Annotated in this window: 20 protein-coding genes and 1 pseudogene; 10 read left to right on the top strand and 11 right to left on the bottom strand. The window is 65.6% G+C overall.

The features are described from left to right. Nucleotides 1-24 precede the first annotated feature (24 nt). The gene (hpnD, locus tag JY500_RS11920; RefSeq protein ID WP_172199543.1) at nucleotides 25-858 is read right to left on the bottom strand and encodes a presqualene diphosphate synthase HpnD; all 834 of its coding nucleotides are present in this window, start codon (nucleotides 856-858) and stop codon (nucleotides 25-27) included. Then, the gene (gene hpnC, locus JY500_RS11915) at nucleotides 855-1,670 is read right to left on the bottom strand and encodes a squalene synthase HpnC (protein ID WP_206252592.1); all 816 of its coding nucleotides are present in this window, start codon (nucleotides 1,668-1,670) and stop codon (nucleotides 855-857) included. The genes hpnD and hpnC overlap by 4 nt, the downstream gene beginning before the upstream one ends. A gap of 76 nt (nucleotides 1,671-1,746) precedes the next feature. Here hpnC and JY500_RS11910 point away from each other — a divergent pair, with 76 nt between their 5' ends. Genes JY500_RS11910 through JY500_RS11900 form a run of 3 tightly spaced genes read left to right on the top strand, consistent with a single transcriptional unit; the run spans nucleotide 1,747 to nucleotide 5,971 of the window. Continuing rightward, nucleotides 1,747-2,412: an ABC transporter ATP-binding protein gene (locus JY500_RS11910; protein ID WP_246479598.1), complete on the top strand. Its 666-nt coding sequence runs from the start codon at nucleotides 1,747-1,749 to the stop codon at nucleotides 2,410-2,412. Continuing rightward, a complete protein-coding gene (locus JY500_RS11905; RefSeq protein WP_206252590.1) occupies nucleotides 2,409-4,901 on the top strand; it encodes an ABC transporter permease in 2,493 nt (830 codons plus the stop codon). Before JY500_RS11910 ends, JY500_RS11905 begins: the two co-directional genes overlap by 4 nt. Next, a complete protein-coding gene (locus tag JY500_RS11900; protein WP_206252588.1) occupies nucleotides 4,901-5,971 on the top strand; it encodes a lipocalin-like domain-containing protein in 1,071 nt (356 codons plus the stop codon). The genes JY500_RS11905 and JY500_RS11900 overlap by 1 nt, the downstream gene beginning before the upstream one ends. A 39-nt stretch (nucleotides 5,972-6,010) precedes the next feature. On the opposite strand, the gene draG is transcribed toward JY500_RS11900, so the two are convergent. The 4 genes from draG to trmA form a co-directional block, all read right to left on the bottom strand. Further along, a complete protein-coding gene (gene draG / locus JY500_RS11895) occupies nucleotides 6,011-6,973 on the bottom strand; it encodes an ADP-ribosyl-[dinitrogen reductase] hydrolase (RefSeq protein WP_246479597.1) in 963 nt (320 codons plus the stop codon). A gap of 9 nt (nucleotides 6,974-6,982) precedes the next feature. Continuing rightward, on the bottom strand, nucleotides 6,983-7,228 hold the full coding sequence (locus JY500_RS11890; protein WP_206252586.1) for a 4Fe-4S dicluster domain-containing protein: 246 nt from the start codon (nucleotides 7,226-7,228) through the stop codon (nucleotides 6,983-6,985). 15 nt (nucleotides 7,229-7,243) lie between these two features. Next, nucleotides 7,244-8,740 carry a nitrogenase cofactor biosynthesis protein NifB gene (gene nifB, locus JY500_RS11885; RefSeq protein ID WP_206252584.1) on the bottom strand — a complete coding sequence of 499 codons (1,497 nt, stop codon included), beginning with the start codon at nucleotides 8,738-8,740 and terminating at the stop codon, nucleotides 7,244-7,246. Between the two features lie 153 nt (nucleotides 8,741-8,893). Continuing rightward, complete coding sequence (gene trmA, locus JY500_RS11880) at nucleotides 8,894-9,985, bottom strand: tRNA (uridine(54)-C5)-methyltransferase TrmA (RefSeq protein WP_206252576.1); 1,092 nt, start codon at nucleotides 9,983-9,985, stop codon at nucleotides 8,894-8,896. A 351-nt stretch (nucleotides 9,986-10,336) separates the two neighbouring features. Between trmA and JY500_RS11875 the strand changes: the two genes are divergently transcribed. Continuing rightward, nucleotides 10,337-10,705 (top strand): VOC family protein, encoded by a 369-nt coding sequence (locus tag JY500_RS11875; protein ID WP_206252574.1) that lies wholly within the window; start codon nucleotides 10,337-10,339, stop codon nucleotides 10,703-10,705. 276 nt (nucleotides 10,706-10,981) lie between these two features. Further along, a complete protein-coding gene (locus JY500_RS11870; RefSeq protein WP_206252572.1) occupies nucleotides 10,982-11,797 on the top strand; it encodes a helix-turn-helix domain-containing protein in 816 nt (271 codons plus the stop codon). Here JY500_RS11870 and JY500_RS11865 read toward each other — a convergent pair. Next, complete coding sequence (locus tag JY500_RS11865) at nucleotides 11,755-12,357, bottom strand: hypothetical protein (protein ID WP_206252571.1); 603 nt, start codon at nucleotides 12,355-12,357, stop codon at nucleotides 11,755-11,757. The genes JY500_RS11870 and JY500_RS11865 overlap by 43 nt on opposite strands. 10 nt (nucleotides 12,358-12,367) lie before the next feature. Continuing rightward, on the bottom strand, nucleotides 12,368-13,447 hold the full coding sequence (locus tag JY500_RS11860; RefSeq protein WP_206252569.1) for a nitroreductase family protein: 1,080 nt from the start codon (nucleotides 13,445-13,447) through the stop codon (nucleotides 12,368-12,370). Between the two features lie 167 nt (nucleotides 13,448-13,614). Between JY500_RS11860 and JY500_RS22420 the strand changes: the two are divergent. Next, nucleotides 13,615-13,998 (top strand): annotated as a pseudogene (locus tag JY500_RS22420) (CoA-binding protein); the annotation flags it as partial. A gap of 99 nt (nucleotides 13,999-14,097) precedes the next feature. On the opposite strand, the gene JY500_RS11850 reads toward JY500_RS22420, so the two are convergent. Continuing rightward, nucleotides 14,098-15,042 carry an AraC family transcriptional regulator gene (locus JY500_RS11850; RefSeq protein ID WP_206252567.1) on the bottom strand — a complete coding sequence of 315 codons (945 nt, stop codon included), beginning with the start codon at nucleotides 15,040-15,042 and terminating at the stop codon, nucleotides 14,098-14,100. Between the two features lie 56 nt (nucleotides 15,043-15,098). Between JY500_RS11850 and JY500_RS11845 the strand changes: the two genes are divergently transcribed. Beyond that, a complete protein-coding gene (locus JY500_RS11845) occupies nucleotides 15,099-16,139 on the top strand; it encodes an alpha/beta hydrolase (RefSeq protein ID WP_206252566.1) in 1,041 nt (346 codons plus the stop codon). Between the two features lie 11 nt (nucleotides 16,140-16,150). On the opposite strand, the gene nifA is transcribed toward JY500_RS11845, so the two are convergent. Both nifA and nifL read right to left on the bottom strand, forming a co-directional pair. Continuing rightward, the gene (gene nifA, locus JY500_RS11840; protein WP_206252564.1) at nucleotides 16,151-17,671 is read right to left on the bottom strand and encodes a nif-specific transcriptional activator NifA; all 1,521 of its coding nucleotides are present in this window, start codon (nucleotides 17,669-17,671) and stop codon (nucleotides 16,151-16,153) included. 4 nt (nucleotides 17,672-17,675) lie between these two features. Further along, the gene (gene nifL, locus JY500_RS11835) at nucleotides 17,676-19,259 is read right to left on the bottom strand and encodes a nitrogen fixation negative regulator NifL (protein WP_206252562.1); all 1,584 of its coding nucleotides are present in this window, start codon (nucleotides 19,257-19,259) and stop codon (nucleotides 17,676-17,678) included. 293 nt (nucleotides 19,260-19,552) lie between these two features. Between nifL and rsxA the strand changes: the two genes are divergently transcribed. The 3 genes from rsxA to rsxC are packed head-to-tail and all read left to right on the top strand — an operon-like array spanning nucleotide 19,553 to nucleotide 22,208. Then, complete coding sequence (gene rsxA, locus JY500_RS11830; protein ID WP_206252560.1) at nucleotides 19,553-20,134, top strand: electron transport complex subunit RsxA; 582 nt, start codon at nucleotides 19,553-19,555, stop codon at nucleotides 20,132-20,134. Nucleotides 20,135-20,148: 14 nt separating this feature from the next. Continuing rightward, nucleotides 20,149-20,679 (top strand): RnfABCDGE type electron transport complex subunit B, encoded by a 531-nt coding sequence (locus JY500_RS11825; RefSeq protein WP_183632685.1) that lies wholly within the window; start codon nucleotides 20,149-20,151, stop codon nucleotides 20,677-20,679. A gap of 11 nt (nucleotides 20,680-20,690) precedes the next feature. Continuing rightward, complete coding sequence (gene rsxC, locus JY500_RS11820; protein WP_206252558.1) at nucleotides 20,691-22,208, top strand: electron transport complex subunit RsxC; 1,518 nt, start codon at nucleotides 20,691-20,693, stop codon at nucleotides 22,206-22,208. Nucleotides 22,209-22,216 lie beyond the last annotated feature (8 nt).

Raw genomic sequence — 22,216 nt, 5'->3', positions numbered from 1 at the left:
CGCCGTTCCTGCTCGTTTGAACCCTCACGCGCGCACTGCAGTGCGCCACGCAATCCAGAGTTTGCGAATCGGGCCGAGCGAGGTGCGGTGCGTCAGTACCTGGCAGCCATCGGCGCGGATCTCACTCAGCAGCGTGCGGTAGATCGCGGCCATCACGAGGCCAGCGCGCTGCGATTTGCGGTCTTCCTTCGGCAGCAGCGCCATCGCTTGCTCGTAGTGGTGTTCGGCGCGGTCGATCTGGAATTCCATCAGCGCGCGAAAGTTCTCCGAGTGCTTACGGTCAGAGATCTCACGCGCGGTCACGTTGAAGCGCTGCAAGTCTTCCACCGGCAGGTAGATGCGGCCGCGGCCCGCGTCTTCGCCCACATCACGGATGATGTTGGTGAGCTGGAAGGCTAGCCCGAGTTCGTGGGCGTACTTCTGCGTCTGCCGGTTGCTGTAGCCGAAGATCTCGGCAGCGAGCAGGCCTACCACGCCGGCCACGCGGTGGCAGTATAGCGAGAGCCCCTTGAAGTCTAGGTAGCGGGACTGCGTGAGGTCCATCTCCATGCCGTCGATGATCTCGGACAGGTGCTCCTGCGGCAGGTTGAACTGCTGCACCATCGGCTGCAGCGCCTTGCCAACCGGATGCTGCGGGGTACCGTTGTAGACCGCGGCGAGCTCCTTTCGCCACCAAGCAAGCTTGGTCTGGGCGAGCTGCGGATCAAGCGTTTCATCCACGACGTCGTCGACCTCGCGGCAGAAGGCGTAGAGCGCGGTGATCGCGCGGCGCCGCTCCGGTGGCAGGAACAGGAAGCTGTAGTAGAAGGAAGATCCGCTCGCGGCGGCTTTCTGTTGGCAGTATTCGTCAGGCGTCATGGTTTCATTCGCAGCGCGCGCCAGATCAGGCGCAGCCAGTCTGTCCGTGCCAGCGTGGGGCGGCGGCGGAACACGTCGTAATCATTGCTTTCGATGGCCTCGCAGATGCGCAGGCCGCCCTGAACTACCAGCCGCAATTCCCAGCCGAAGCGGCCCGGCAGGGCCAGCGCCAGCGCGGCCCCGTCCAGCATCATGGTGCGTGCGCGTCCGACCTCGAAGGCCATCAGTGCGCGCCAGTTTGCGTCAATGCGCCCATCGGCGATCTGGGCTTCGTCGACGCCGAAGCGGGCGAGATCTTCGGCCGGAAGATACACGCGGCCCTTGGCCCAGTCGATCGCAACGTCCTGCCAGAAGTTGATCAGCTGCAGGCTGCTGCAGATCTGGTCAGACCAGCGTACATGCTGCGATGTGTCGGCGCGGAACAGCCGCAGCATCAGGCGCCCGACGGGGTCGGCCGAGCGTCGCGTGTAGTCGCGCAGTTCGGCGAAGTCCGCGTAGCGGGTCTTGCCGACGTCCTGACTGAAGGCGTCCAGCAGGTCGCGTAGCAACACGGTGGGCAGCTGGTGCTCGCGAATGGCCGCCGCGAGTCGTGCGAACATCGGCAACTTCGGTGTCTCGCCGCGGTCGATGGCATTGATCTCGCGGCGGTAGTCATTGAGCTGCGCAAGGCGCTGGATCGGTGGCGCGTCGCCTTCGTCTGCAATGTCGTCCGCACTGCGTGCGAAGGCGTAAAGCGCTTCCACGGCCGGACGCAGATGCCGCGGCAGGAGGACGGACGCGACAGGGAAGTTCTCGTAGTGGTCAACCGGCATGGGGGCCGCAGTATAGCGGAGCCGCGTGGCGCGGCCTGGCACGAGGCCGGCTGCACGGGGTATTCAAGGGGGCAGGGTGACGCGGCAACTGGAAATTGAAGGCCTGGCGAAGCAGGTTGCGGGGCGGCCGCTTTTTGCCGGCCTGCAACTGACCATGAAGGCCGGCGAGTTCGTGGCAGTGATGGGTGAGTCCGGCACGGGGAAATCCACCCTGCTGAACCTGATCGCCGGGCTGGAGACGCCGGACGCTGGGGCCATTGCGCTCGCAGGGCAGGCCCTGGGCGGACTCGACGATCGCGCGCTGACCTTGTGGCGCCGTCACGCGCTGGGTTTTGTGTTTCAGTCCTTCCACATCCTGCCGCACTTGTCGGTCGGCGATAACGTTGCGCTTCCGTTGCGGCTCAACGGACATCGCGCGCCAGCGGCCGCCAAAGCCGCCTCCGCGATGCTTGAACGGGTCGGCCTTGCGGCGCGGGCGGCCAGCATGCCTTCGGAACTCTCCGGCGGTGAGATGCAGCGGGTGGCGATTGCCCGCGCGCTGGTGCACCAGCCCTTGCTGGTGCTGGCAGACGAGCCGACGGGCAACCTTGATCCGGACAACGCAGCACGCGTGCTCGCCTTGCTCGCCAAGCAGGTGCGAGAGCAGGGTGCGATGTGCCTGATGGTGACCCACTCTCACCAGGCTGCGCTGGTGGCCGACAGGGTGTTGCGGCTTGCCGATGGCTGTCTGATCGCAGCATGAACCTGGTCGTCGGTCTCTTCATATCCAGCCTGCGCCGGCGGCGGTTTGCCACCGGCCTGAGCCTGATCGCCGTAATGCTGGGTGTCGCGCTGGGCGTGGCGGTCAGTGTCGTGAACCGATCGGCGCTCGACGAGTTTGCGCACGGCGTCCGTGTGTTGTCGGGCGACGCGGATCTGCAGCTTGTCGGTCCGCGCAATGGTTTCGACGAAACCATTTTTCCGCGCGTCGCGATCAGCGACGGCCTTGCGCTTGCAAGCCCGGTGGTGGAGGTTGATGTGCGCTTGCCGGGGCGCGACGCAACGCTGCGGGTGGTCGGCCTCGATCTGCTGCGCTCAATGCAGGTGCAGCCAGCACTTCGTCCAGAAGTCGATGCGTCTTTGGACGCAGGCGCGCTGCTCGATCCAGATGTGATCTACCCGTCGCCTGCCGCCCTGCAGACCTTCGCGCTGCGGACGGGGCAGACGATCACGCTGCAAGCGGGCTTGCAGACCGTATCACTTCGCGTCGGGGGGACGGCGGGCGGCTTCGCGCCTGGTCAGGTCGCCGCGCTGATGGATATCGCGGGCGTGCAGTGGCATTTGGGGATGCTTGGGCGCCTGACGCGGATCGATTTACGCTGGGCGACCGACGGCGATACACCGGCTACCCGTGCGGCGCTGCAAGCACTGCTGCCGCCAGGTCTGCAACTCGTGGCGCCAGTGCAGCGCGAGATGCAGGCCGCCGACATGTCGCGCGCCTATCGCGCCAATCTGACGATGCTGGCCGTGATTGCGCTGGCGACGGGCGCCTTTCTGGTATTCGCCACACAGAGTCTTTCGGTGGTTCGGCGGCAGTCGGAGTTTGCATTGCTGCGAGCGCTTGGGGTGACGCGCGGCCAATTGCTTGGCGGCGTACTCGCCGAGGGCTGTGCCGTGGGCCTTGTCGGCGGCTTGGCAGGCGTGGCCGCGGGGCACGGCCTTGCCGCGATCGCGCTGCGCACGCTGGGTGGCGATCTGGGGGCGGGCTACTTTGCCGGTTCGCGGCCGGCGCTGCAGTTTGATCTCGCGGCGAGCGCTGTGTTCTTGCTGCTGGGCCTCGCGGCCTCTGCGCTCGGCTCGTGGTGGCCGGCGCGGCGTGCCGCCAATGCGGACATTGCGCCGGCGCTGCGAAGCGCGCATCAGCCCTTGCTGCCACCCGCTCGTGTCCATCACCGCGTCGCGCTCTGCCTCGCACTGCTCGCACTGGCCCTCGCAAGCGCGCCGCCGCTGGGCGGCCTGCCTGTCGGCGGTTACCTTTCGGTTGCCTGCGTGCTTGCGTGCGCGGTGGTTTGCCTGCCGGCACTGGCTCATCTCGTGACCCGCTTGCTCACGCGGTGGCCAGGCTTGCTGCTCGGGCTCGTTCGTGCGCGTGTGGCAGCCGCACCCAGCCACGCCGTGATTGCTGCGGGGGGTGTTCTGGCGAGCGTTGCCTTGTCCGTGGCGATGGCGATCATGGTGGCGTCTTTCCGCGATTCCGTGGATGCCTGGCTGGGGCGGGTTTTGCCGGCTGACCTGTATGTCCGCACCGCTCAAGGTGCGGTGGTGGTGGGTCTGGATTCAGCAGCCCTGCAGCGGCTTGCCGCGATCCCGGGCGTAGCGCGTGTCGAGCCGATTCGGCATGAGCAGATCCGGCTAGGCGACAACAGCCTTCCGGTTGCGCTGGTGGCACGTCCGGTACCCGCCGAGGGGGCAGACCGTGTATTCCCGATGCGTGCATTGCGAGCGTGCACGGGGGATTGCATCTGGGTCTCCGAGGCCATGACCGATCTGTATGGCTGGCGCCCGGGCCAGCAGGTAACGATCCCGATCGGCGAAAGCCTGCGGCGGTTTGAAGTGGCCGGTATCTGGCGTGACTACGCGCGGCAGAGTGGCGCGATCCTGATCGACCTTGCCCGGTATCGCGCGCTGACCGGTGACCAGCGGGTGAACGATGTGGCGGTGTGGGCTGCAGCGGGTGTGGCGCCGGATGCGCTGCGCGGCCAGGTCCGGCAGGTCTTCGGGCCCGGTGTCGAGATCGCAAGTGCCGAACTTATTCGGCGCAGCAGCCTTGCGCTGTTCGACCGTACCTTTGCAGTGACTTACGCACTGGAGGCTTGCGCCGTGCTGATCGGCCTCTTCGGCATTGCCGCAAGCTTTGCAGCGCTTGCCGCGGCGCGGCGCCGAGAGTTTGGCATGCTGCGGCACATTGGCGTCACGCGCGGCCAGATCGGCAGCATGCTGGCACTGGAAGGTGCCTTGGTCGCCGGGATCGGTGTGCTCGGCGGCCTGCTGGCGGGCGCCGCGATCAGCGTGCTGCTGATCTATGTGGTGAATCGGCAGAGTTTTCACTGGAGCATGGACTTCGCGGTGCCGGGTGCCAGCCTTGCGCTGTTCTCCGTGGCGATGCTCTTGTTTGCCGCGCTCGCGGCACGCTGGGCCGGCAGCCAGGCAATGCGGCTGGATGCCGTGCGCGCCGTGCGGGAGGACGCGTAATGCGGCCAACGCGTCGTCGCCTGCTGGGCATGCTCGCCGCGGCACCGTTTGCGCCCGCCGTCGCGGCGCCCGAATACCCGAGCGTGCAGCGGCAAGTGCTGCGCTTTCCGGCAGACCATGGCGCCCACCCCGAGCACCGCATCGAATGGTGGTATCTCACCGGCTGGCTGGAGACTGCGGGCCTTGCGCCATTCGGGTTCCAGCTCACCTTTTTCCAGATCCGGCCCGGCATTGCGGAGGGCAATCCGAGCCGTTTCGCCGCTCACCACATTGTCGTTGCCCATGCGGCCGTGGCATGGCCCGGCGCAGGGCATTTGCTGCATGCGGCCCGAACAGCGCGCAGCATGGCGGGGCTGGTCGGCGCAAGTGTTGGCGATTGCGATGTGCGCCTTGATCGTTGGCGCCTATGGCGGCAGGCGGACTCGTTCAAGGCGGATGTCGACGCTGGCGACTTCGCCTTGCAACTTGCTTTTGGGCCAAGTGGTGCGCCATTGCTCCACGGTGATGGCGGCTTCAGCCAGAAGGCGCCCGGCGCGCAACACGCCAGCCAGTATGTGAGCCTGCCGCAGTTGCCGGTGCGCGGGCAGGTACGTGCGGCAGGGCGGGCATTGGAGGTTGAAGGGCGGGCCTGGTTCGATCACGAATGGTCCAGCAGCCTGATGCATCCCGAGGCAGCGGGTTGGGACTGGACCGGCATCAATCTTCACGACGGATCGGCGTTGATGCTGTTCCGCATGCGCCGGCGCGACGGCAGTGCCTTATGGCACGGCGGTACCCTACGGCGAGCGGATGGGGCTATCCAACACTACGGTCCCACGGACATCGCATGGCAAACGCTTCGCGACTGGCGCAGTCCGCGCTCTGACGTCCGCTGGCCTGTGTCGCAGCGCGTCCGATTTGCTGGCCGCGCACTGACGCTGACGCCCTTGATGGACGACCAGGAACTCGACACCCGAAGCACTACAGGTGCGATCTACTGGGAGGGCGCGGTACGCGCTCACGAGGGCGGTCAGGAGGTCGGCCGTGGCTATCTTGAGCTGACGGGCTACGACAAGGCGCTCCGCCTCTAGCACAGCCCTTTTTGGGGGATGGCGCGTAGCTGTCCGAGGTCACAAGGCGAAGGGCCAGAGCCCACGTTCGCAGAGTCCGTCTGCGTAGCGCCTGCAGTGCGTCGCAACATCGGGGCGCAGTGCCGACAGCCAGTGGAGTGGCAGGGCGGATTCGCCGTACATGGCGCCGAGTATCGCGCCGGTGATTGCGCCGGTTGTGTCGGCGTCGCCGCCGCGGTTGACCACGTCGATCAGTGCCGATTCGAAGCTGTCGGTGATGTCGATCGACTGGAGAACGACGCGCATGGTGTCGACGATGTAGCCGGTGGGGTTGCTTTGCGGTTTTGCTCGGAAGTGGAAGCTCGGGTACGCCTTTACCAGGGCGTGGGCCAGCGCGATGACGCCGCGTATGCCGTGCCCGAGTATCCCGGCCTGGATCATGCCGACTACGAACAGCGTCGCGGCATCGGTCAGCGGGTTGTGGTGCGTGACACGCGCTTGCGAAAGCGCGATTCGGCGGATCGTTTCGGGTGGCGCGCCAAGCAGAGCGATCGCTATCGGTGCGCAGCGCATCGTTGCGCCGTTGCCCGCATCGTCGGACGGGGGAACACAGGCTTCGCCGGTTCTTCGAAACCGCATCACACCGCGACGCACCGTGTTGCCGATGTCGACCGGCTTGCTGCGCATCCACGCATCAAAGGCGCGCGCGAAGTCGGCAGGCCCGGGATCGGGCGAGGCGAGAAGCGTGTCGGCGACGGCGAATGCCATCGTGGTGTCGTCCGTCACCTGACCGGGCGGTAGCCTCAGCCAGCCACCACCGCGGATCTGCGCGTGGCAGCCGTACAGGGCGCGAATCTCGCGCGGGGTCATGAATTCCACCGTTGCACCCAGCGCATCGCCAAGTGCGAGGCCGAGCATCGCCCCGCGCGCGTGCTGTCGAATACGTTGCGCTGCCGCGCCGGCTGGCCATAGGCATTGCATCGGTGGCATGTCGAACGGTGAGGGAATTCCGTCGCCAGACATGCTCGCGGCCTAACCGAAGCGCGCGGGGGGGGAGAGCGATCCGGGCGGGTTCAGCGGATCGCCGAGCTCATTCACGATGACGCCTTCGACGGGGCAGATCGCCGCACATTGCGGTGTGGCGTGCGCATCAACGCACTCAGTGCAACGCAGCGGGTCAATCAGGAAGTGTGGTTGCGCTTCGATGATCGCCTGATGCGGGCAGAGTGTGACGCAGGCCCAGCAGTTGACGCAGCCGGCGATGATCTCAAGTGCCATTGCGGCGAGCTCCGGCTATGCGCGGCGTTGATGCGCGGGCGCGTTGGCGAGTTGGCCGCTTTCGAGCATCGCTTGCCAGACTGCTCTTGCGGCGGACGCCACGTCCTCCATCGCGTGCGATCCGTCGGGGCGGATGCCCGCAGCCTCCAGTTTTCCCCACGGCTCGATACCGATACGCGAGCAGAGCATGACCTCGCAGTCAGCGAGCGAGGCCAGGGTTCGGGCGAGGGTGTTGTCCGCCTCGCCGCAGTCCGCCTCGCCACCGCAGTACTGCGCGGCGGCACGCGTGCCAAGGGTGTGCACGCTATCGGCCGTGACCTCAAGAATGCGGAAAGACTTCGCATGGCCGAAGTGCGTGTCGATGATCGCGCCGGTGCTGCTGGCGACGGCCATCCGCACCGGGCGACCGGGCGATACAGTGGCGCGGTGGAGTGCAATGACTTGGGCGCTCGCAGCATGGCGCGCAGCGCGCTTTTCGGCCAGTTCGGCGTTGATGGCCGCCCGCAGTGCGATTCGCCGACCCATGGCGGCGTGCTCGTCGATCTGCATTGCCTCGATCTTTTCCAGCGTGAACTCTGCGCCACGGTCTTCGCCCAGCATGCCGACGGCGTCGGCACGGCATTGCTGGCAGTGGCGCATCATGTTCATGTCGCCGGCACAGTCGTCCTGCAAGGCCTTCAGCTCCTGCGGGGTCGGGCCGCGCTGGCCGGTGAGACCGAAGTGTGTGCCGTGCGCCGGGTCGGAAATCAGCGGCATCACGTTGTGCAGAAACGCGCCTTTGGCGCGCACAACGCGAGAGACTTCCTTGAGATGTTGATCGTTGATGCCCGGAATCATCACCGAGTTCACCTTAACGAGGATGCCGCGTTCGACCAGCATCTCGAGCCCTTTCTGTTGCTGCGAGATGAGAATTTCCGAGGCTTCCCTGCCGGTGACGCGCCGGTGGTTCCAGAAGATCCATGGGTAGATCTGCGCGCCAATTTCCGGGTCGATGCAGTTGATCGTGATCGTGACGTGATCAACGTGATACGCCGCAATCTGGTCGACGTACCGCGGCAGCATCAGGCCGTTGGTGGAGAGGCATAGCTTCAGATCCGGCGCGCGTTCTGACAGTTCGGCGAATGTGGCGAACGTGCGCTCGGGGTTGGCCAGCGCGTCGCCCGGGCCGGCAATTCCCAGCACACTCATCTGCGGGATGGCGGCGGCGACCGCGAGCGTCTTCTTCACTGCCTGTGCCGCAGTCAGAACCTCCGAGACGACGCCTGGGCGGGACTCATTGCTGCAGTCGTACTTCCGGTTGCAGTAGTTGCATTGGATGTTGCAGGCGGGGGCCACCGCCACATGCATGCGCGCGAAGTACTTGTGCGCCTCTTCGGAGTAGCAGGGGTGGTCCTGCACGCGTTGCGCAGTGCTGGCATCCAGTTCGTCGATTTGTTGCGTGCTGGAGCCACAGCGGCCGCTGGCGCAACCGCTGATCGGTGCGGTCGGGTTCGAAGTTGAAGGCGTCGGCATGGGGCGCTCCCGAGGATGTTTGTCCCCGGTTCAGCAATTGCCATGCCGATGCGCGCCTGCACCGCGGCGCCTAGCCGTTGGTGGGGCGGGCGCCGCGTTCTGTCGTTTAGCCTACACAGTGCTATGTACGAAACAGCACAGGCGCGGCAGGCGTCAAGCCTTGCGGCTGAGCAGCAGCCCGCACTCGAGATGATGGGTGTAGGGGAACTGGTCAAACACCGCGGCGGCATCGATGCGATGTGTTGCTTGCAGGGCCTCTACGTTGTCGCGCAGGGTTTGCGGGTTGCACGAGATATAGAGGATGCGGTCGAAGCCGGCCGCCATCTTCAACGTGGTGTCATCGAGCCCGCTGCGCGGCGGATCGACGAACAGCGTACTGAAGTGGTAGCTGTCGAGGTCAATGTCCTTCAGTCGCCGGAAAGGACGCACACGTGCCAGCGCATCGCTCATTTCATCGCTGGAGAGGCGCGCAAAGGCCACGTTCGTTACGCCGTTGGCTTCCAGGTTGTAGGCCGCCGCACGCACCGAGGACTTGCTCACTTCGGTTGCCAGCACTCGCTCGAAGTGAGGCGCCAGCGCGACCGTGAAATTGCCGTTGCCGCAATACAGTTCCAGCAGATCGCCACCCAGGCCTTTGGCCTGCTGACACGCCCAGCCGAGCATTTGGCGGTTCATACCGCCATTCGGTTGGCTAAAGCTGCCCTCGATCTGCTGGTAGCGCAGCGGGCGGCCGTCTACTTCAAATGCCTCCAGCACCCAGTCGCGTTCCAGCACGATCTTCTGTTTGTGGCTGCGCCCGATCAGCATGACCTGCATCTTGGCTGCGAGTTCGCGCGCGGCGGCTTCCCAGGCTTCGTCAAGCCTGCGGTGGTAGATCAGCGTGATCAGCATTTCGCCGCTGAGCGTCGACAGGAAGTTCACCTGGAAGAGCTTGCGCTTGAGCTCCGGCGAGGCGATCACCGCGTCGCGCAAAACCGGCATGGCCTCGCAGATGGCCGCCGACGCGGTCGGGAAGTCTTGCAGCAGCACAGGCTGCTTCGGGTTGTCCGCTTCCCACATCGCGTAGTCCACCCGCTCGCCGTGGTGCCACATGCGGAACTCGGCCCTCATGCGGTAGTGCTGCGGAGCGGATTCAAACACCGCGGGCGCGGGCAGGCCGAAGGCGGCGAAATCGTGTTTGAACTGCTCGACCTTGGGGGCAAGCTGGGTGGCGTAGTGATCGGGGCTGAGGCGGGTCTGAGACATGGCGATGCTTGAAACCGGGGTGGAACGAAGGGCGCAACGATACCGTGTTAAGGCCCGCGGCGGGTAAGCCGTTGCTTGTGCGCTGTCGAGGCACGGCTCGTCGTGTGCAGAGCGCCCCATGTAGATCGAAGCCGAGAGGCGTCCGCCCGCGCTGGGGATACACGTTGGGAAGTGGCGCCTGTTGTTTTGTGTTGCTTGATTGGCTGTCTCGGGCGTTCGCGATGCGGCGGGCGTATGCAACCACGGGGCGGTATTCTGCAATTTGCTTCAGCTTGAAATGCTGCCATCCGTGAACGATTCTTGGAGTCTGCCGGGCGCTGGCTCGGCCAACACGCGGATCAAGGAGGCGTCATGCAAAGAAACCCTGTTGGCTGGTTCGAGATCTATGTGCAGGACATGCCGCGAGCGAAGGGTTTCTACGAAGGCGTGTTCGGCGTCAGCCTGCAAGCGCTTGACAGCCCCGGCATGGAGATGTGGGTCTTTCCGATGACAGACGGCCCCGGTGCCTCCGGCGCGCTCGTCAGAATGGACGGCTGCGTGTCTGCTGGTAACAGCACGTTGGTGTATTTCACCTGTGCGGACTGCGCGGTGGAGGCCGGCCGAGCCGTGGCGCTTGGCGGCAAGGTTTTCAAGGAGAAGTTCTCGATCGGGCAGTACGGCTTCGTCGCCCTGGTTTGCGATCCGGACGGCAACATGATCGGACTGCATTCGATGGCCTGAGTGCAACGCCGCGCCGCCTTTACTGCCTTGATGGAGTCCGTTACTCGCGGCTTCCGCGCGTGAATTCCAATCACGAAGGGCGATTTGGCGAGGGTGCGCACCCTTCGATTTGCGCCATACAGCCGTCGCGCTGGGCTCGATTAGCCAATTTGATCTGCCGTGTCCGTTGCTGAGGTGGTTTGCCCGTTCGCACTTCGGGCGATGCAGATCAGGACGCCCGCGGCGCGCTGGCGCAAAATCGGCATGCCGGCTGCCCTAAGACCCGCGCTGAATGCGATGCAACTGATTGACATCCCGATACCGCCGGAGTTTTCCAACTGGCTCGAACGTGTGAGTTGGGTCGAGATTGCGCCTGATGAGCCGATGCCGGTTTTCGCTGGGGCGCGGGTGAATCTGCTATTCGTGGTCGACGGTGAAGTGCGGGTCGACGGGATCGGCGATGCGTGTATGGTGGCTGCGCCGGTGTGCTGGGGGCCAACGCGACGTGCCGGCGTGGTGCGTTGCGGGAGTGAGCTGGCGCGGGGCTGGCTGGTGAAGCTGGCCGGCGGCGCGGCACCGGCCGTGCTGGGCACCTCTGCCGAGGCGCTCGCTTCCCGCGTTCAGCCCTTGAGCCGGCTATGGCCGCACCTGAGCGCAGAGGCCCTGGGCAAGCAGGCGGATCGCGGGCTGGCGACAGTGCTCGCCTGGATCGCAGCCGCGATCGGACGCTGGGAAGACCGCCTGCTCTGGTCGCCAGGCCAATGCCTGCGCGTGATGGGCCTGATCGACTCGACGCCGGTCGCGCAACTGGCGAGTCAGCTGGGCATCAGTAAAGCCACGCTCGAGCGGCGGACCTGGGCCGCGTTTGGCCTGCCGCCCAAGGGGCTGGCACGTGTGCAGCGCCTCTATCGCAGCCTGGCGATGATCGACGCTGCGAACGACGCCGACCTTGCCGCGCAGGCGGGCTTCTTCGACCAGTCACATTTCATTGCCGATTTCCGCCAGCTGACCGGCTCCACCCCGGCGCAGTTCCGGCGCCTCGCCGTCGATCGCCCCCAGCTGCTGAGTCTCTACAACGCGGCGGATTTGACTGGCGGCATCCACGGCGGCTGAGTCACGCAGACCTCGCCCCAGGCGATCAACGCGTTTTTCACTTTGACCCAGCGAGAGAGGCTGCCCGTCAGGCCAAGGCCGCCGGTCAGGCGCTCCCGCCACAGCGCGATGCGCTCGCCGGCGCTATCAACCAGTTCAGCTTCCACCGTGGCGCCGCCGCTATCGAGCGGATAGAAAACCAGCAAGGCCGAGGCAATGTTCAGCGCCGGGCTGACAGGCGTCAGTTCGCTGAGCGTGACATTCAGGGTTGGCGCGCCGTCGCGCGGAGGCTTGAGCGATGCACGAAGCGACGCAGCGAGCGCGTTGCCGATTTCGTCGACCTCTGCCGCGTCGTCCGGCGCGACGCTGCCCGTGATTCGCACCGCGCCCAGGCGAGGCGCTTCGAGCGTGGCGGGCGAGGCGGATTGGCGTACCAGGACTTCCACGCTGGCGGTCTTTTGCACCACCGCCCATGCTTGCGTTGGGTTTGCTTCGCCCGGACGCTCGTGAAGCACGGCGCAGGCCGACAGGGTACTGATCGAAAGGCCCATAGCGAGGGCGACGAAGGCTTGGTGTTTCATGATGAGTTCCTCAGAGCAATGCAGAAATCCGCTGCGCAGCAAGGCGCGGGCTGGGGGTGTCAGGCGGGTAGGGGCGTGTGCCCACGCGCACCAGCAGTTGAATGTGTTTGAGCCCCAACGCGGCTGCGATCGAGCGGCGCTGTGGCAAGACTTCGAGCGCCTGTGACATCGGGTGCAGCGCGATCGCTGCGGGTACCGCGCGCAGCCAAAGGCGCATCAGCTCGGCGCCTGAGTGGCGCCAGTCCGCAGGGGTGTCATGTTCCGTCGTGAAGACGAGCCAACCGGCGCCTTCCTGCACTTGGCGGGCCGCCAGTTCCAGCGAGCGGGCGCGAAATGCCGGCGTGAGCACGTCATCACGCGAGTACGTCGCAGCCACCCAACGCTGCGCAAGCCATGGCAACTCCATGGTGGCGGGGGTCACGCCGGTCGGGTTCTCGGCGATCTCGCCTTCCCGCCAGCGAATCCAGCGCGCCAGCTCGTGCCAGACGGCGTCTTCCTTGCACTGCGCAGCGGTCGCTTCCAGCGTGGCGTCTGCGATCGCCCGTACCGCCGGGGTGCCGTGGGCGAAGAAGCGCGCGGAGGGTGCGGCGACGAGGCAGGCGGCGAGCGCTGCCTCACAACCGGCCAGCGGCGCCAGTGCCTTGCGCAAGGTGCGGCGTCGGCGAAGCGCCGGCAGCCAGGTGGTGTCGACCGAACGCGGGTTGAAGCGCAGTGGCAGGGCTCCCGCGGCACCCGCGCACTCATCTTGCTCGAGCCGCAGGCCACGCGCGGCGGCAGCGACTTCAAGCCCGACGAGGAATGCGCCAAGGCTTTGCGAGCATTCGCGCCCATCCGGATCGACGACCGGCAGATCGCGGCCGGGCGCCCGGCTCAGGCGCCAGTGCTCACGGTCGTGCAATCCGATCTGCCAGGGTTGCGAATTGTGGCTGCTGGGTGCGCGTGCGGCGTCGTTGATGATTGCATGCGCTTGATCCACCCAGCCGCCCGGTGCGGCTGGCATGCCGACGGGGAGGCCGTAGGAGCTGCCGGCCGGGATGGCCCTGAGCGCGCCTAGCGACAGGCTGGCGCCGAGAAAGTCGCGTCGATTCATCGCGTGCTTCGTTGCTGTGGTGTTGATGGAATTGGGCCACCGGGGGGCAGGGCTGCTATAGGAAAAAAACGTCACGCGTTGGCCCACGCGACGCTGAGCCAGCGCAAAAAGGCAGACGGGTCGCGCCTGGATACTCAAGGCCAGCCTGTGGGAGCGGAGGAATTGTGATGAGCCGAATACCCGCTGAGATCGCCACGTTTCTCGCGAGCCACCATGTCGCAGTGGCGGGCGTCTCGCGCAGCGCGAGCGGGCCCGGTGCGCTGATCGCGAAACGGCTGCGAGACAGTGGCCATGCCGTGTGGCTGGTCAATCCGGCGGCGAACGAGATTGGCGGTGTGCCTTGCTATCCCAGCCTATCCAGCGTGCCGGGCGAGGTGGGCAGCGTGATGGTCGTGACCGCGCCGGCCGATTCGGTGAAGGTGGTTGAGGAAGCGATTGCGCGCGGCGTGCGAGCGGTGTGGCTGCACCGATCGTTCGGTGAAGGCAGTGTCAGCCCCGCAGCGGTCGAACGCTGCCGCGCGGCAGGCGTAACCGTGGTTGAAGGTGGCTGCCCGATGATGTATCTGCCCCCGGTGGACATCGCCCACCGCGTGTTCCGGTTCTGCCTGGAATTGCAGGGCCGTGTGCCGCGCTGCGCTGCGCCAGCGCGATCACGCCGCGCGGCTATCCGCTGGTGTCCCCGCCTGGGCTGGTGGTGCCGCGGGGATGTAGAGCAAGGCCTCGGTGAAGTCCGCAGCGCAATGGCGAAGATCAATCGATTCGAGGTGAAAGGTGGCGTCGAGCCGCCATGCCGATTGCGGCAGCCATTGCAGGAAGATGAAGTCGAGCAATTGCGTCAGGCGCCCAAGATCCAATGCCTCGGGCGGGTGCCAGCCTGCGTAGCGGAATACCGCGAAGCGTCGCGCCGGGATGCGGTGGCGCTCAAGGCCTGCCGGTATCGGTGCGTCCGGCCGCACTTCGAGTGCGGGCACGTAGGTCGCAAGGCCGGTCAACGGGTTTACCGGTTTGACGAGGCCGATGTACACGTCCGGGGCAACGCTGCCCCGGATACGCGGTGCGTCGCGTTCCATGAAAGCGCGCCCGGCGCTATTGGCCAGTCCATCCTGCAGGTCTTCGCTCAGCGCAAGATGGATAGCACGGCCTATCAACATCCGTTGCGGGCAGACGACAAAGCTCGGGTCGGCAAGCAAGCCGCCCCCCGGCGTTTCGCGAACAACCAGTGGGCCGGCGATCTGAATCGCCTTCGGGTTTCGCCGCAAACGGGCCGGGGTTTCGCCGAAGCGGCGCGTAAATGCCCTTGCGTAGCTCTGTTCAAAGCCGAAACCGTAGCGCAGCGCCAGATCGAGCACCGAACCCTTCCCGTTGAGCAGATCGACCAGGCTTTCGTCGAGCTTGCGGTTGCGCACGTAGCTCATCAGCGGTACGCCGGCCAACGCGCCAAAGAGCCGGTGAAAGTGAAAGGGTGAATAGGCCGCCACCGCAGCCAGGTCGGTGAGCGACAAGGGCGCAGTGAGCTGCGCTTCGACATGGCCCAGTACGCGCCGGATTGCGTCGAGCGCGTCGCGGGTGATCGGGGTATCGCAAGAAAGGTTCATTTTCGATCCTTGCCGGCCTGCACGATCCATTTCATGACTGACTCACGGAACACATCATGAAACCAAGGCTCCCTATCCTAACGCTCGCCGGGCTGTGCGCACTTGGCCTGAGCTTGTTTCAGGCCGAGGCAAAGGCTGCCGGCGCGCCGACCACGACAACGGCAAATGCCAGTGCGACGGCCGCGGCACGCAACCGGCTGATGTTCGAGGAGATGCAATCGCCGGCCGTGAATGACGGCGCCTTGAAGGATGGCCCGACGCGCTACTTCTCGGTGTATCTGCCACCCACCTATTTCGAGGAGGCTGAGCGGCGCTTCCCAGTGGTCTACTACCTGCATGGCTTCGGTGGCGGAATGGGCTTTCTGGCCTACTTCAAGGACGTGCTGGATGCAGAGATGCGCAAGCCCGGCACCACCCCGTTCATTGTGATCGAGGCCGACGGTACCAACAGCCTGCGCGGGAGCTTCTACGTGAACTCGGCTGCAAGCGGCCGCTGGGAAGACCACATCGTGCAAGAGCTGGTGGGGTGGGCGGACTCGCACCTGCGCACGATTGCGGCGCCTGCCGGACGTGGTATTGCCGGGGCGTCGATGGGCGGTTTCGGCGCCATCCACCTTGGTTTGCGCCACCCCGATGTGTATCAGTCGGTTCTGGCGTTTGCGCCAGGTCTGGTCGCGCCGGGCCAGATCAAGGCCGCCTGGGAGAGCTGGAACACCGAGATCAAGCGTGCCTATGGCGCCGCCTTCTCGCCCAACCCAGCGCTTCCGCGTCCGTATGCCGAGATCCCGCTGTTTGACGGCTCACCGGAAGATGAGCGCATCGTCGCAAACTGGGAGCGCGGCTTCGGCGCCCCGCAGGAAAAGATCGATGCCTACCTTGCGCAAGCGGCGCGGCTGAAGTCGATCCAGATCGTGGTTGGGAAAGACGACGAGTATGGTTGGATCGTCAGCGGCAGCAAGGCGTTTTCAAAAGCGCTGGAGGCGCATGGCATCGCGCACGAGCTCGTACTGATCGATGCAACGCACGCGATGCCCACAAGCTTTCCGGCCCGCTTCCTGGTGCCGCACTTCTCGAAGGCATTTTCGGCGCGCGATTGACCAGCGGGCGCTCAGAACTGCTTCACCTCGATCCCCAATGTTTGCACGCGGTAAGCGATCTGGCGCGGTGTCATGTTGAGCAGGCGCGCTGCCTTGGCCTGCACCCAGCCGGCTTGCTCCAGCGCGGCGATCACGCGATCGCGTTCATCCAGCGTCGGGTCGTCCAGGTCGATCCGGTTGGCGGCGGCTACGGCGGCCAGCTCGCGCTGGCGGTCGATACGGATCAGGTCGGCATCGATGTGGCCGCTTTCCGACATGACCGCGGCGCGCTCAAGGCAGTTCTCCAGCTCACGGACGTTCCCAGGCCAGTTGTATTGCATCAGGCGCGTGATGGCCGCCTCGCTCAGGTCGAGCGGCCGGCCTTGCGCATTCGCGACACGCCCGATCAGATGGCGGGCGATCTCGGGCACGTCTTCGAGCCGCTCGCGCAGCGGGGGCACGGTAATCGGCATCACGTTGAGCCGGAAGTAAAGGTCTTCGCGGAACTTGCCATCGTCCACCGCGTCTTCCAGATCGCGGTGCGTCGCCGCGATGACACGCACGTCGACCTTCATCGTGCGGCCACCGCCAACGCGCTCCAGCTCGCCCTCCTGAAGCACGCGCAGCAGCTTGGCCTGGAAGGCGGGCGAGATCTCGCCGATTTCATCGAGGAAGATCGTGCCGCCGTCGGCCATTTCAAAGCGTCCCTTGCGTGCCGCCACGGCACCGGTGAAGGCGCCTTTCTCGTGGCCGAAGAGTTCCGATTCGAGCAGGTTTTCCGGCAGCGATGCGCAGTTCAGTCGCACATAGGGGCCGCGGCCGCGGGGCGAGTTGTAGTGGATGGCGTTCGCGATCAGCTCCTTACCGGTGCCGGTTTCGCCGCGGATCAACACGGTGGTGTTCCACTTCGACACCATGCGGATCTGCTCGAAGATGCGGCGCATCGCTGCCGAGTGGCCGACCATGTTGTCGAAGCCGTGCTGCCCGCGCACCGCACGCCTCAATGTGTCACGCTCTTCGGCGATCGTTTCCTTCTCATGCGCCACGTCGAGCGAGAGCTTCACGCTCTGGCCGATCAGGTTGGCGACCATCTCGACGAAGCGTGCGCGTACCGCGAGCTGCCCATCATCAAGGCGGTTCGGCTGCACCGCGAGCGCGCCGTGCAAGGTGCCACCAACGTGGATCGGCGCCGCGATGAAGGGCAGGCGACGTTCGTAGATGCCGAGCCGGTTGAGGAAGCGCGGATTGCTCGCGATGGAGGGCAGGGCGACTGTCTTGCCTTCTTCGAGGATCAGCCCCAGCACGCCCTCGCCAGCCTGGTAGCGGACCGGTTCGAAGTCTTCTGCTTCGACACCTTGCAAGGCGTTGACAACCAGTTCTCCGCTATCGGAATCGAGCACGCTGATCATGCCGCGCGTCAGGCCAGCGGATTCCTCGAGGACCCGCAGCACCTCCTGCGGTGCCTGCTTGACGTCGAGGGTGCGCGAGAGGATTACGCTGACGCGGTAGAGGGTTTCGAGTTGAATGCGGTGGAGTGCGCCTTCGGTGTCCATGGCCTTACCCGATCTCGCGACTGTTGAGCGGCGTCATCGATGCGGACGCGTGGCGAAGCAGGGGCAACACCAGCAGGGCGGTGCAGCCACCGCCCGCCGCGTTACCCAACTCGATGCTGCCCCCGTGATCCACCGCCACCTGCTGAGCGGCGGCCAGCCCTGTGCCGAGGTGATTGCCGTGCTGCTTCTTTGTGCTGAAGAAGGGCTCGAAGGCCTTCAGGCGCAGTTCGTCCGGGAGGCCAGGGCCGCTGTCCTCGACGCGCACCTCCAGGCTGCTGTGCAGCGTACGGGTGCTGATGTTGAGCTCGCGCTGCCGCCAACCCTTGACGTTCATCGCCTCGATCGCGTTGTCGACCAGCGCCTTGAGCAGCGCCCTCAGACGCGTCGGCGAGCCCTGGATGGCCGGCAGCACAAGCTGAGGCTGCCAGCTCACGGATACGCCGGCAGTGAGCAGCCGAACGGCAGAGAGATCCAGCACATCGCGCACCACTTCATTGAGGTTGACCGCTGTGCTGGCCTCTTGCGCGCGCGCCGGAATCGCGCTGCGCAGGGTCTCAAGCGCGGTCTGGCCCGCCTTGAGTGCATCCGCCAGTGCCGCCTGAGCCGGGTCGCAGCCGCGTCGGCCCATCATGTTGACGACCGAGCCGAGAATGTTGAGCGGCCCCTCCATCTGGTACACCGCGGCGGACAAGCTCTCACGTAGCGCTTGCTGGCGGCTTTCCTCGGCCATCACGGCCTGCAAGGCGGCGATGCGCGCCTTCTCCTGCTCCTGCACTTGCCGGCTCACATCGGTGGCCACCAGAAGCAAGAAGGCTTCTCCCTTGCTGGCATAGAAGTCGTCCGCCTCATCGCTATCCGCCGCGACCCACACGGCGGAGCACGAGAACCAGCGCGGTGAGCGCCAATGTGGGCGGTCGAGCCGCACCTGGCGGTCGAGGAAGGCGTGGCTGCCGGGTTTGAAGGGGCCGAAACCGCTGCCCAGTTCGTTGCGGATCGCGTCCAGCAATACCTTGGCTGGCTCGGCCATGCCGAGGTCGGACATCAGCGCCTTGTAGGCGAGGTTGTCGAGCACGACGCGGTCACCAATATCCAGCAGGGCGAGCACCAGCGGGGCGCCGTCGACGACCGACTCGATCAGCGCTTTCTGGTTGCGCACCGCACATTCAAGCTTGTGCAGCGCGGTGATATCGCGGTGCAGGCCAAGGTAATGGCTGATCTGGCCCGCCTCATCCAACACCGGCGTAACGGTGAGGTCGGCGAGGTAAGGGGCGCCGTCCTTGCGGCGATTCACCAGGCGCCCGGTCCATGTCTCCTTGCCGGTGATCCGCCGCCACATCGACTTGTAAACCTCTGGCGGCGTGGTGTGGTTCGACAGGATCGACTGATGCTGCCCGACGGCATCGCTTGCGCTGTAGCCGCTGACGCGTGTGAAGGCCGGGTTCACATACTCGATGCGGGCGCGCGGGTCGGTGATCGAGATCGCGATGTCGGCCTGTTCGACTGCGGCACGGAATAGCGCGGCAGGAATCTTCCGGGCAACCGCAGGTGCGGCCTTCTTCGTGGTGGCGGTCTTCTTCTGCTCTGGCATGGTGGGCCTCGTGTGAACGCTCGCCTAAGGCAATGCAGCAACCGTGCCGAGAATCCGCGCCCCGCCACCGCGCTTGAGCAACGTCAAATGCCGGTGTCGTTGTGAGGATTCGTCACAACGCAACGTCGGTTTGTTGCATCCCCGACACGCTCACGCCCTTGTCAGGAGGGTCGTGATTCACGCGCATTTCCTGCGCGGATGCCTTGTTGCGCGGCGTCCGCGCACTGCCACGGTGCGGCGTGCATCGCCTTGGCACGCTCCATGCGAAAGCAGGGCAGGAGGTCGCAACCGACATGAGTGAATACCTGATCCTGCTCGTCAGCACCGCACTGGTGAACAACGTAGTGCTGGTGAAGTTCCTGGGCTTGTGCCCCTTCATGGGCGTCTCGAAGAAGCTCGACAGTTCCTTCGGCATGGGCCTCGCCACCACCTTCGTGATCACCCTCGCCTCCGGGGCGTGCTGGGCGCTCGAGCACTACCTTCTCGCGCCGCTGGGCCTGAACTACCTGCGCATCCTGACCTTCATCCTCGTCATCGCGGCTGCGGTGCAGTTCATCGAGATGGTGGTGCGCAAAGTCACACCGGAGCTCTACCGCACTCTTGGCATCTACCTGCCGCTGATCACCACTAACTGCGCTGTGCTGGGCATTCCCCTGCTCAACGTGCAGCAGGCCAACAACTTTGCGATGAGCGTGATGGTGGGGTTCGGCGCATCGGTGGGCTTCACGCTGGTGCTGACGATGTTTGCCGGCCTGCGCGAGCGCCTCTCGCTCGCCAAGGTGCCGCAAACCTTCGAGGGTGCGCCGGTCAGCTTCGTGCTTGCTTCACTGCTGGCACTGGCATTCATGGGATTTTCCGGACTGAAGCTCGGTTGAGCGGGGAGGTTGAAATGATTGCGCCGATTGCCAGTGTGATGTTCCTCGGCCTCGTTCTGGGGCTGATCCTCGGCTATGCCGCGAAGGTCTTCCATGTTGAGGGCGACGCCCTGGTGGAAGAGCTGATCGAGCTGATGCCCGGCACGAACTGCGGGCAGTGCAGCTTTCCCGGTTGCTCCGGTGCCGCGAACGCAATCGCGCGTGGCGAAGCAAGCGTCGATTGCTGCCCCGGGGGTGGCCGTGCGTTGGCCGAGGCCATCGCCGCAAAGATGGGCGTGAGCTTGGGCGCAGGTGGCAAGGCCGATAGCGGGCCGAAGCTCGCGCAGGTGGCCGAGCATCTTTGCATTGGTTGCGCGCGCTGCTTCAAGGTCTGCCCGACCGACGCAGTGATCGGTGCAGCCAAGCAGATACACGGTGTGCTGCATGGCGCCTGCACCGGCTGCGGCAGTTGCGAGAAAGAGTGCCCGACCGGTGCCATCGGCCTCGAGCCGGTGCCGGTGACGCTGCGCGACTGGAACTGGACGAAACCGGCTCTGGCCGTCTGAGGAGTAGCAAGATGGGATTGCGTGAACTTCTGAATGGTGTGCGCTGGGGCGTACATCCGCACGACGACCACAAGCGGCCAGCTGCCGACGTGCCGTTGCGAGTGATGCCGCTGCCCGCAAGGTTGTGTGTGCCGCTGTTGCAGCACGTGGGTGCGCCGGCGTTGCCGGTTGTAGCAGTGGGCGAACGCGTGCTGCGTGGCCAGCTGATCGCCGCCGCGCAAGGCAATGTGTCGGCGCCTGTTCATGCCCCAAGCTCCGGCGTGATCAGCGCGATCGGTGAGGTGACTGCGCCCCATCCCTCGGGGCTGCCGTTTTCGGCGATCACGATCGAACTGGACGGCAAGGACGAAGCAGGTGAGCCGCTGACGCCGCAAGTTGATCCGTTCAGCCTCGCGCCGGCGGAGGTATCCCAGCGAATTGCGGATGCGGGCATCGTCGGCCTCGGCGGCGCGACCTTCCCGTCGGCCCCCAAGGCGCAACTGGGCCTCAAGCTCTCGGTGCATACCTTGATCATCAACGGCGGCGAGTGCGAGCCGTATCTTTCAAGCGACGACAGCGTGATGCGGGTGCGCGCAGACGAAGTGATCGATGGCGTGCGAATCCTGATGCACGCCACCGGCGCGACCAAAGCACTGGTGGGCATTGAGGACAACAAACCCGAGGCCACCGCAGCGATGCGCAAGGCGGCCGAGGGTTTTGCCTCGATCGAGATTCGCCCGGTGCCCGCGCGCTACCCGATGGGCTCCGACCGCCAATTGGTGCAGGTGCTCACCGGCAAGGAAGTGCCTTCTGGCGCGCGTACCGCGAGCATCGGCGTGCTGGTCAACAACGTCAGTACCTGCGCTGCCATCCACCGCGCCGTGCGGGTCGGCGAGCCGCTCTATCGGCGCATCGTTACGGTCAATGGCGGTGCGGTCGCACAACCGGGCAACGTCCTGGCGCCGATCGGCGTCCTGATCGAAGACCTGCTGCGCTTTGTCGGCCTGAAGGAAACCCCTGCAAGGCTGGTCATGGGCGGCCCGATGATGGGCGTGGCCTTGCCGCATGCGCAGGTGCCGACGGTGAAGGGCTGCGGCGGCATTCTCGCGCTGACAGCGGGCGAGATCACCGATACCGCTCCTTCGGCCTGCATTCGCTGCGGTTCCTGCGTGAAGGCCTGCCCGATGGGGCTGCTGCCGCTGGAGCTATCGGCCCACATCCATGCTGGCGAGTACGACAAGGCGGAGGCCAAGGGGCTCGACGATTGCCTGGCCTGCGGCTGTTGCGCCTACGTGTGCCCATCGCATGTGCCGTTGGTGCAGACCTTCTATCACGCCAAGGGCGAGGTCTGGAAACGCGCGCAGCAGAAGAAGCGCACCGAGTTCACGAAAAGCCTTGCGCAGGCGCGCAAGGAGCGTCTCGAACGCGAGGCACGCGAGCGCGTTGAAGCCGCTGCACGGCGAAAGGCGGAGCGCGCCGCACAACAGGCCGCTGCGCAGCAGGCCGCAACTTCAGCATCCGCCAACACCGCAGGAGGGGCCAGCGCATGAGCGCCCAA

Source organism: Niveibacterium microcysteis, from assembly GCF_017161445.1.
Taxonomy (GTDB): domain Bacteria; phylum Pseudomonadota; class Gammaproteobacteria; order Burkholderiales; family Rhodocyclaceae; genus Niveibacterium; species Niveibacterium microcysteis.
This window is presented reverse-complemented; position numbering and strand designations above follow the sequence as displayed.

What these genes read in the sequence shown, in the direction of transcription:
- hpnD (WP_172199543.1), bottom strand. Translation starts at nt 858, where the DNA reads ATGACGCCTGACGAATACTGCCAACAGAAAGCCGCCGCGAGCGGATCT.
- hpnC (WP_206252592.1), bottom strand. Translation starts at nt 1,670, where the DNA reads ATGCCGGTTGACCACTACGAGAACTTCCCTGTCGCGTCCGTCCTCCTG.
- JY500_RS11905 (WP_206252590.1), top strand. Translation starts at nt 2,409, where the DNA reads ATGAACCTGGTCGTCGGTCTCTTCATATCCAGCCTGCGCCGGCGGCGG.
- JY500_RS11900 (WP_206252588.1), top strand. Translation starts at nt 4,901, where the DNA reads ATGCGGCCAACGCGTCGTCGCCTGCTGGGCATGCTCGCCGCGGCACCG.
- draG (WP_246479597.1), bottom strand. Translation starts at nt 6,973, where the DNA reads ATGTCTGGCGACGGAATTCCCTCACCGTTCGACATGCCACCGATGCAA.
- JY500_RS11890 (WP_206252586.1), bottom strand. Translation starts at nt 7,228, where the DNA reads ATGGCACTTGAGATCATCGCCGGCTGCGTCAACTGCTGGGCCTGCGTC.
- nifB (WP_206252584.1), bottom strand. Translation starts at nt 8,740, where the DNA reads ATGCCGACGCCTTCAACTTCGAACCCGACCGCACCGATCAGCGGTTGC.
- trmA (WP_206252576.1), bottom strand. Translation starts at nt 9,985, where the DNA reads ATGTCTCAGACCCGCCTCAGCCCCGATCACTACGCCACCCAGCTTGCC.
- JY500_RS11875 (WP_206252574.1), top strand. Translation starts at nt 10,337, where the DNA reads ATGCAAAGAAACCCTGTTGGCTGGTTCGAGATCTATGTGCAGGACATG.
- JY500_RS11870 (WP_206252572.1), top strand. Translation starts at nt 10,982, where the DNA reads ATGCAACTGATTGACATCCCGATACCGCCGGAGTTTTCCAACTGGCTC.
- JY500_RS11865 (WP_206252571.1), bottom strand. Translation starts at nt 12,357, where the DNA reads ATGAAACACCAAGCCTTCGTCGCCCTCGCTATGGGCCTTTCGATCAGT.
- JY500_RS11860 (WP_206252569.1), bottom strand. Translation starts at nt 13,447, where the DNA reads ATGAATCGACGCGACTTTCTCGGCGCCAGCCTGTCGCTAGGCGCGCTC.
- JY500_RS11850 (WP_206252567.1), bottom strand. Translation starts at nt 15,042, where the DNA reads ATGAACCTTTCTTGCGATACCCCGATCACCCGCGACGCGCTCGACGCA.
- JY500_RS11845 (WP_206252566.1), top strand. Translation starts at nt 15,099, where the DNA reads ATGAAACCAAGGCTCCCTATCCTAACGCTCGCCGGGCTGTGCGCACTT.
- nifA (WP_206252564.1), bottom strand. Translation starts at nt 17,671, where the DNA reads ATGGACACCGAAGGCGCACTCCACCGCATTCAACTCGAAACCCTCTAC.
- nifL (WP_206252562.1), bottom strand. Translation starts at nt 19,259, where the DNA reads ATGCCAGAGCAGAAGAAGACCGCCACCACGAAGAAGGCCGCACCTGCG.
- rsxA (WP_206252560.1), top strand. Translation starts at nt 19,553, where the DNA reads ATGAGTGAATACCTGATCCTGCTCGTCAGCACCGCACTGGTGAACAAC.
- JY500_RS11825 (WP_183632685.1), top strand. Translation starts at nt 20,149, where the DNA reads ATGATTGCGCCGATTGCCAGTGTGATGTTCCTCGGCCTCGTTCTGGGG.
- rsxC (WP_206252558.1), top strand. Translation starts at nt 20,691, where the DNA reads ATGGGATTGCGTGAACTTCTGAATGGTGTGCGCTGGGGCGTACATCCG.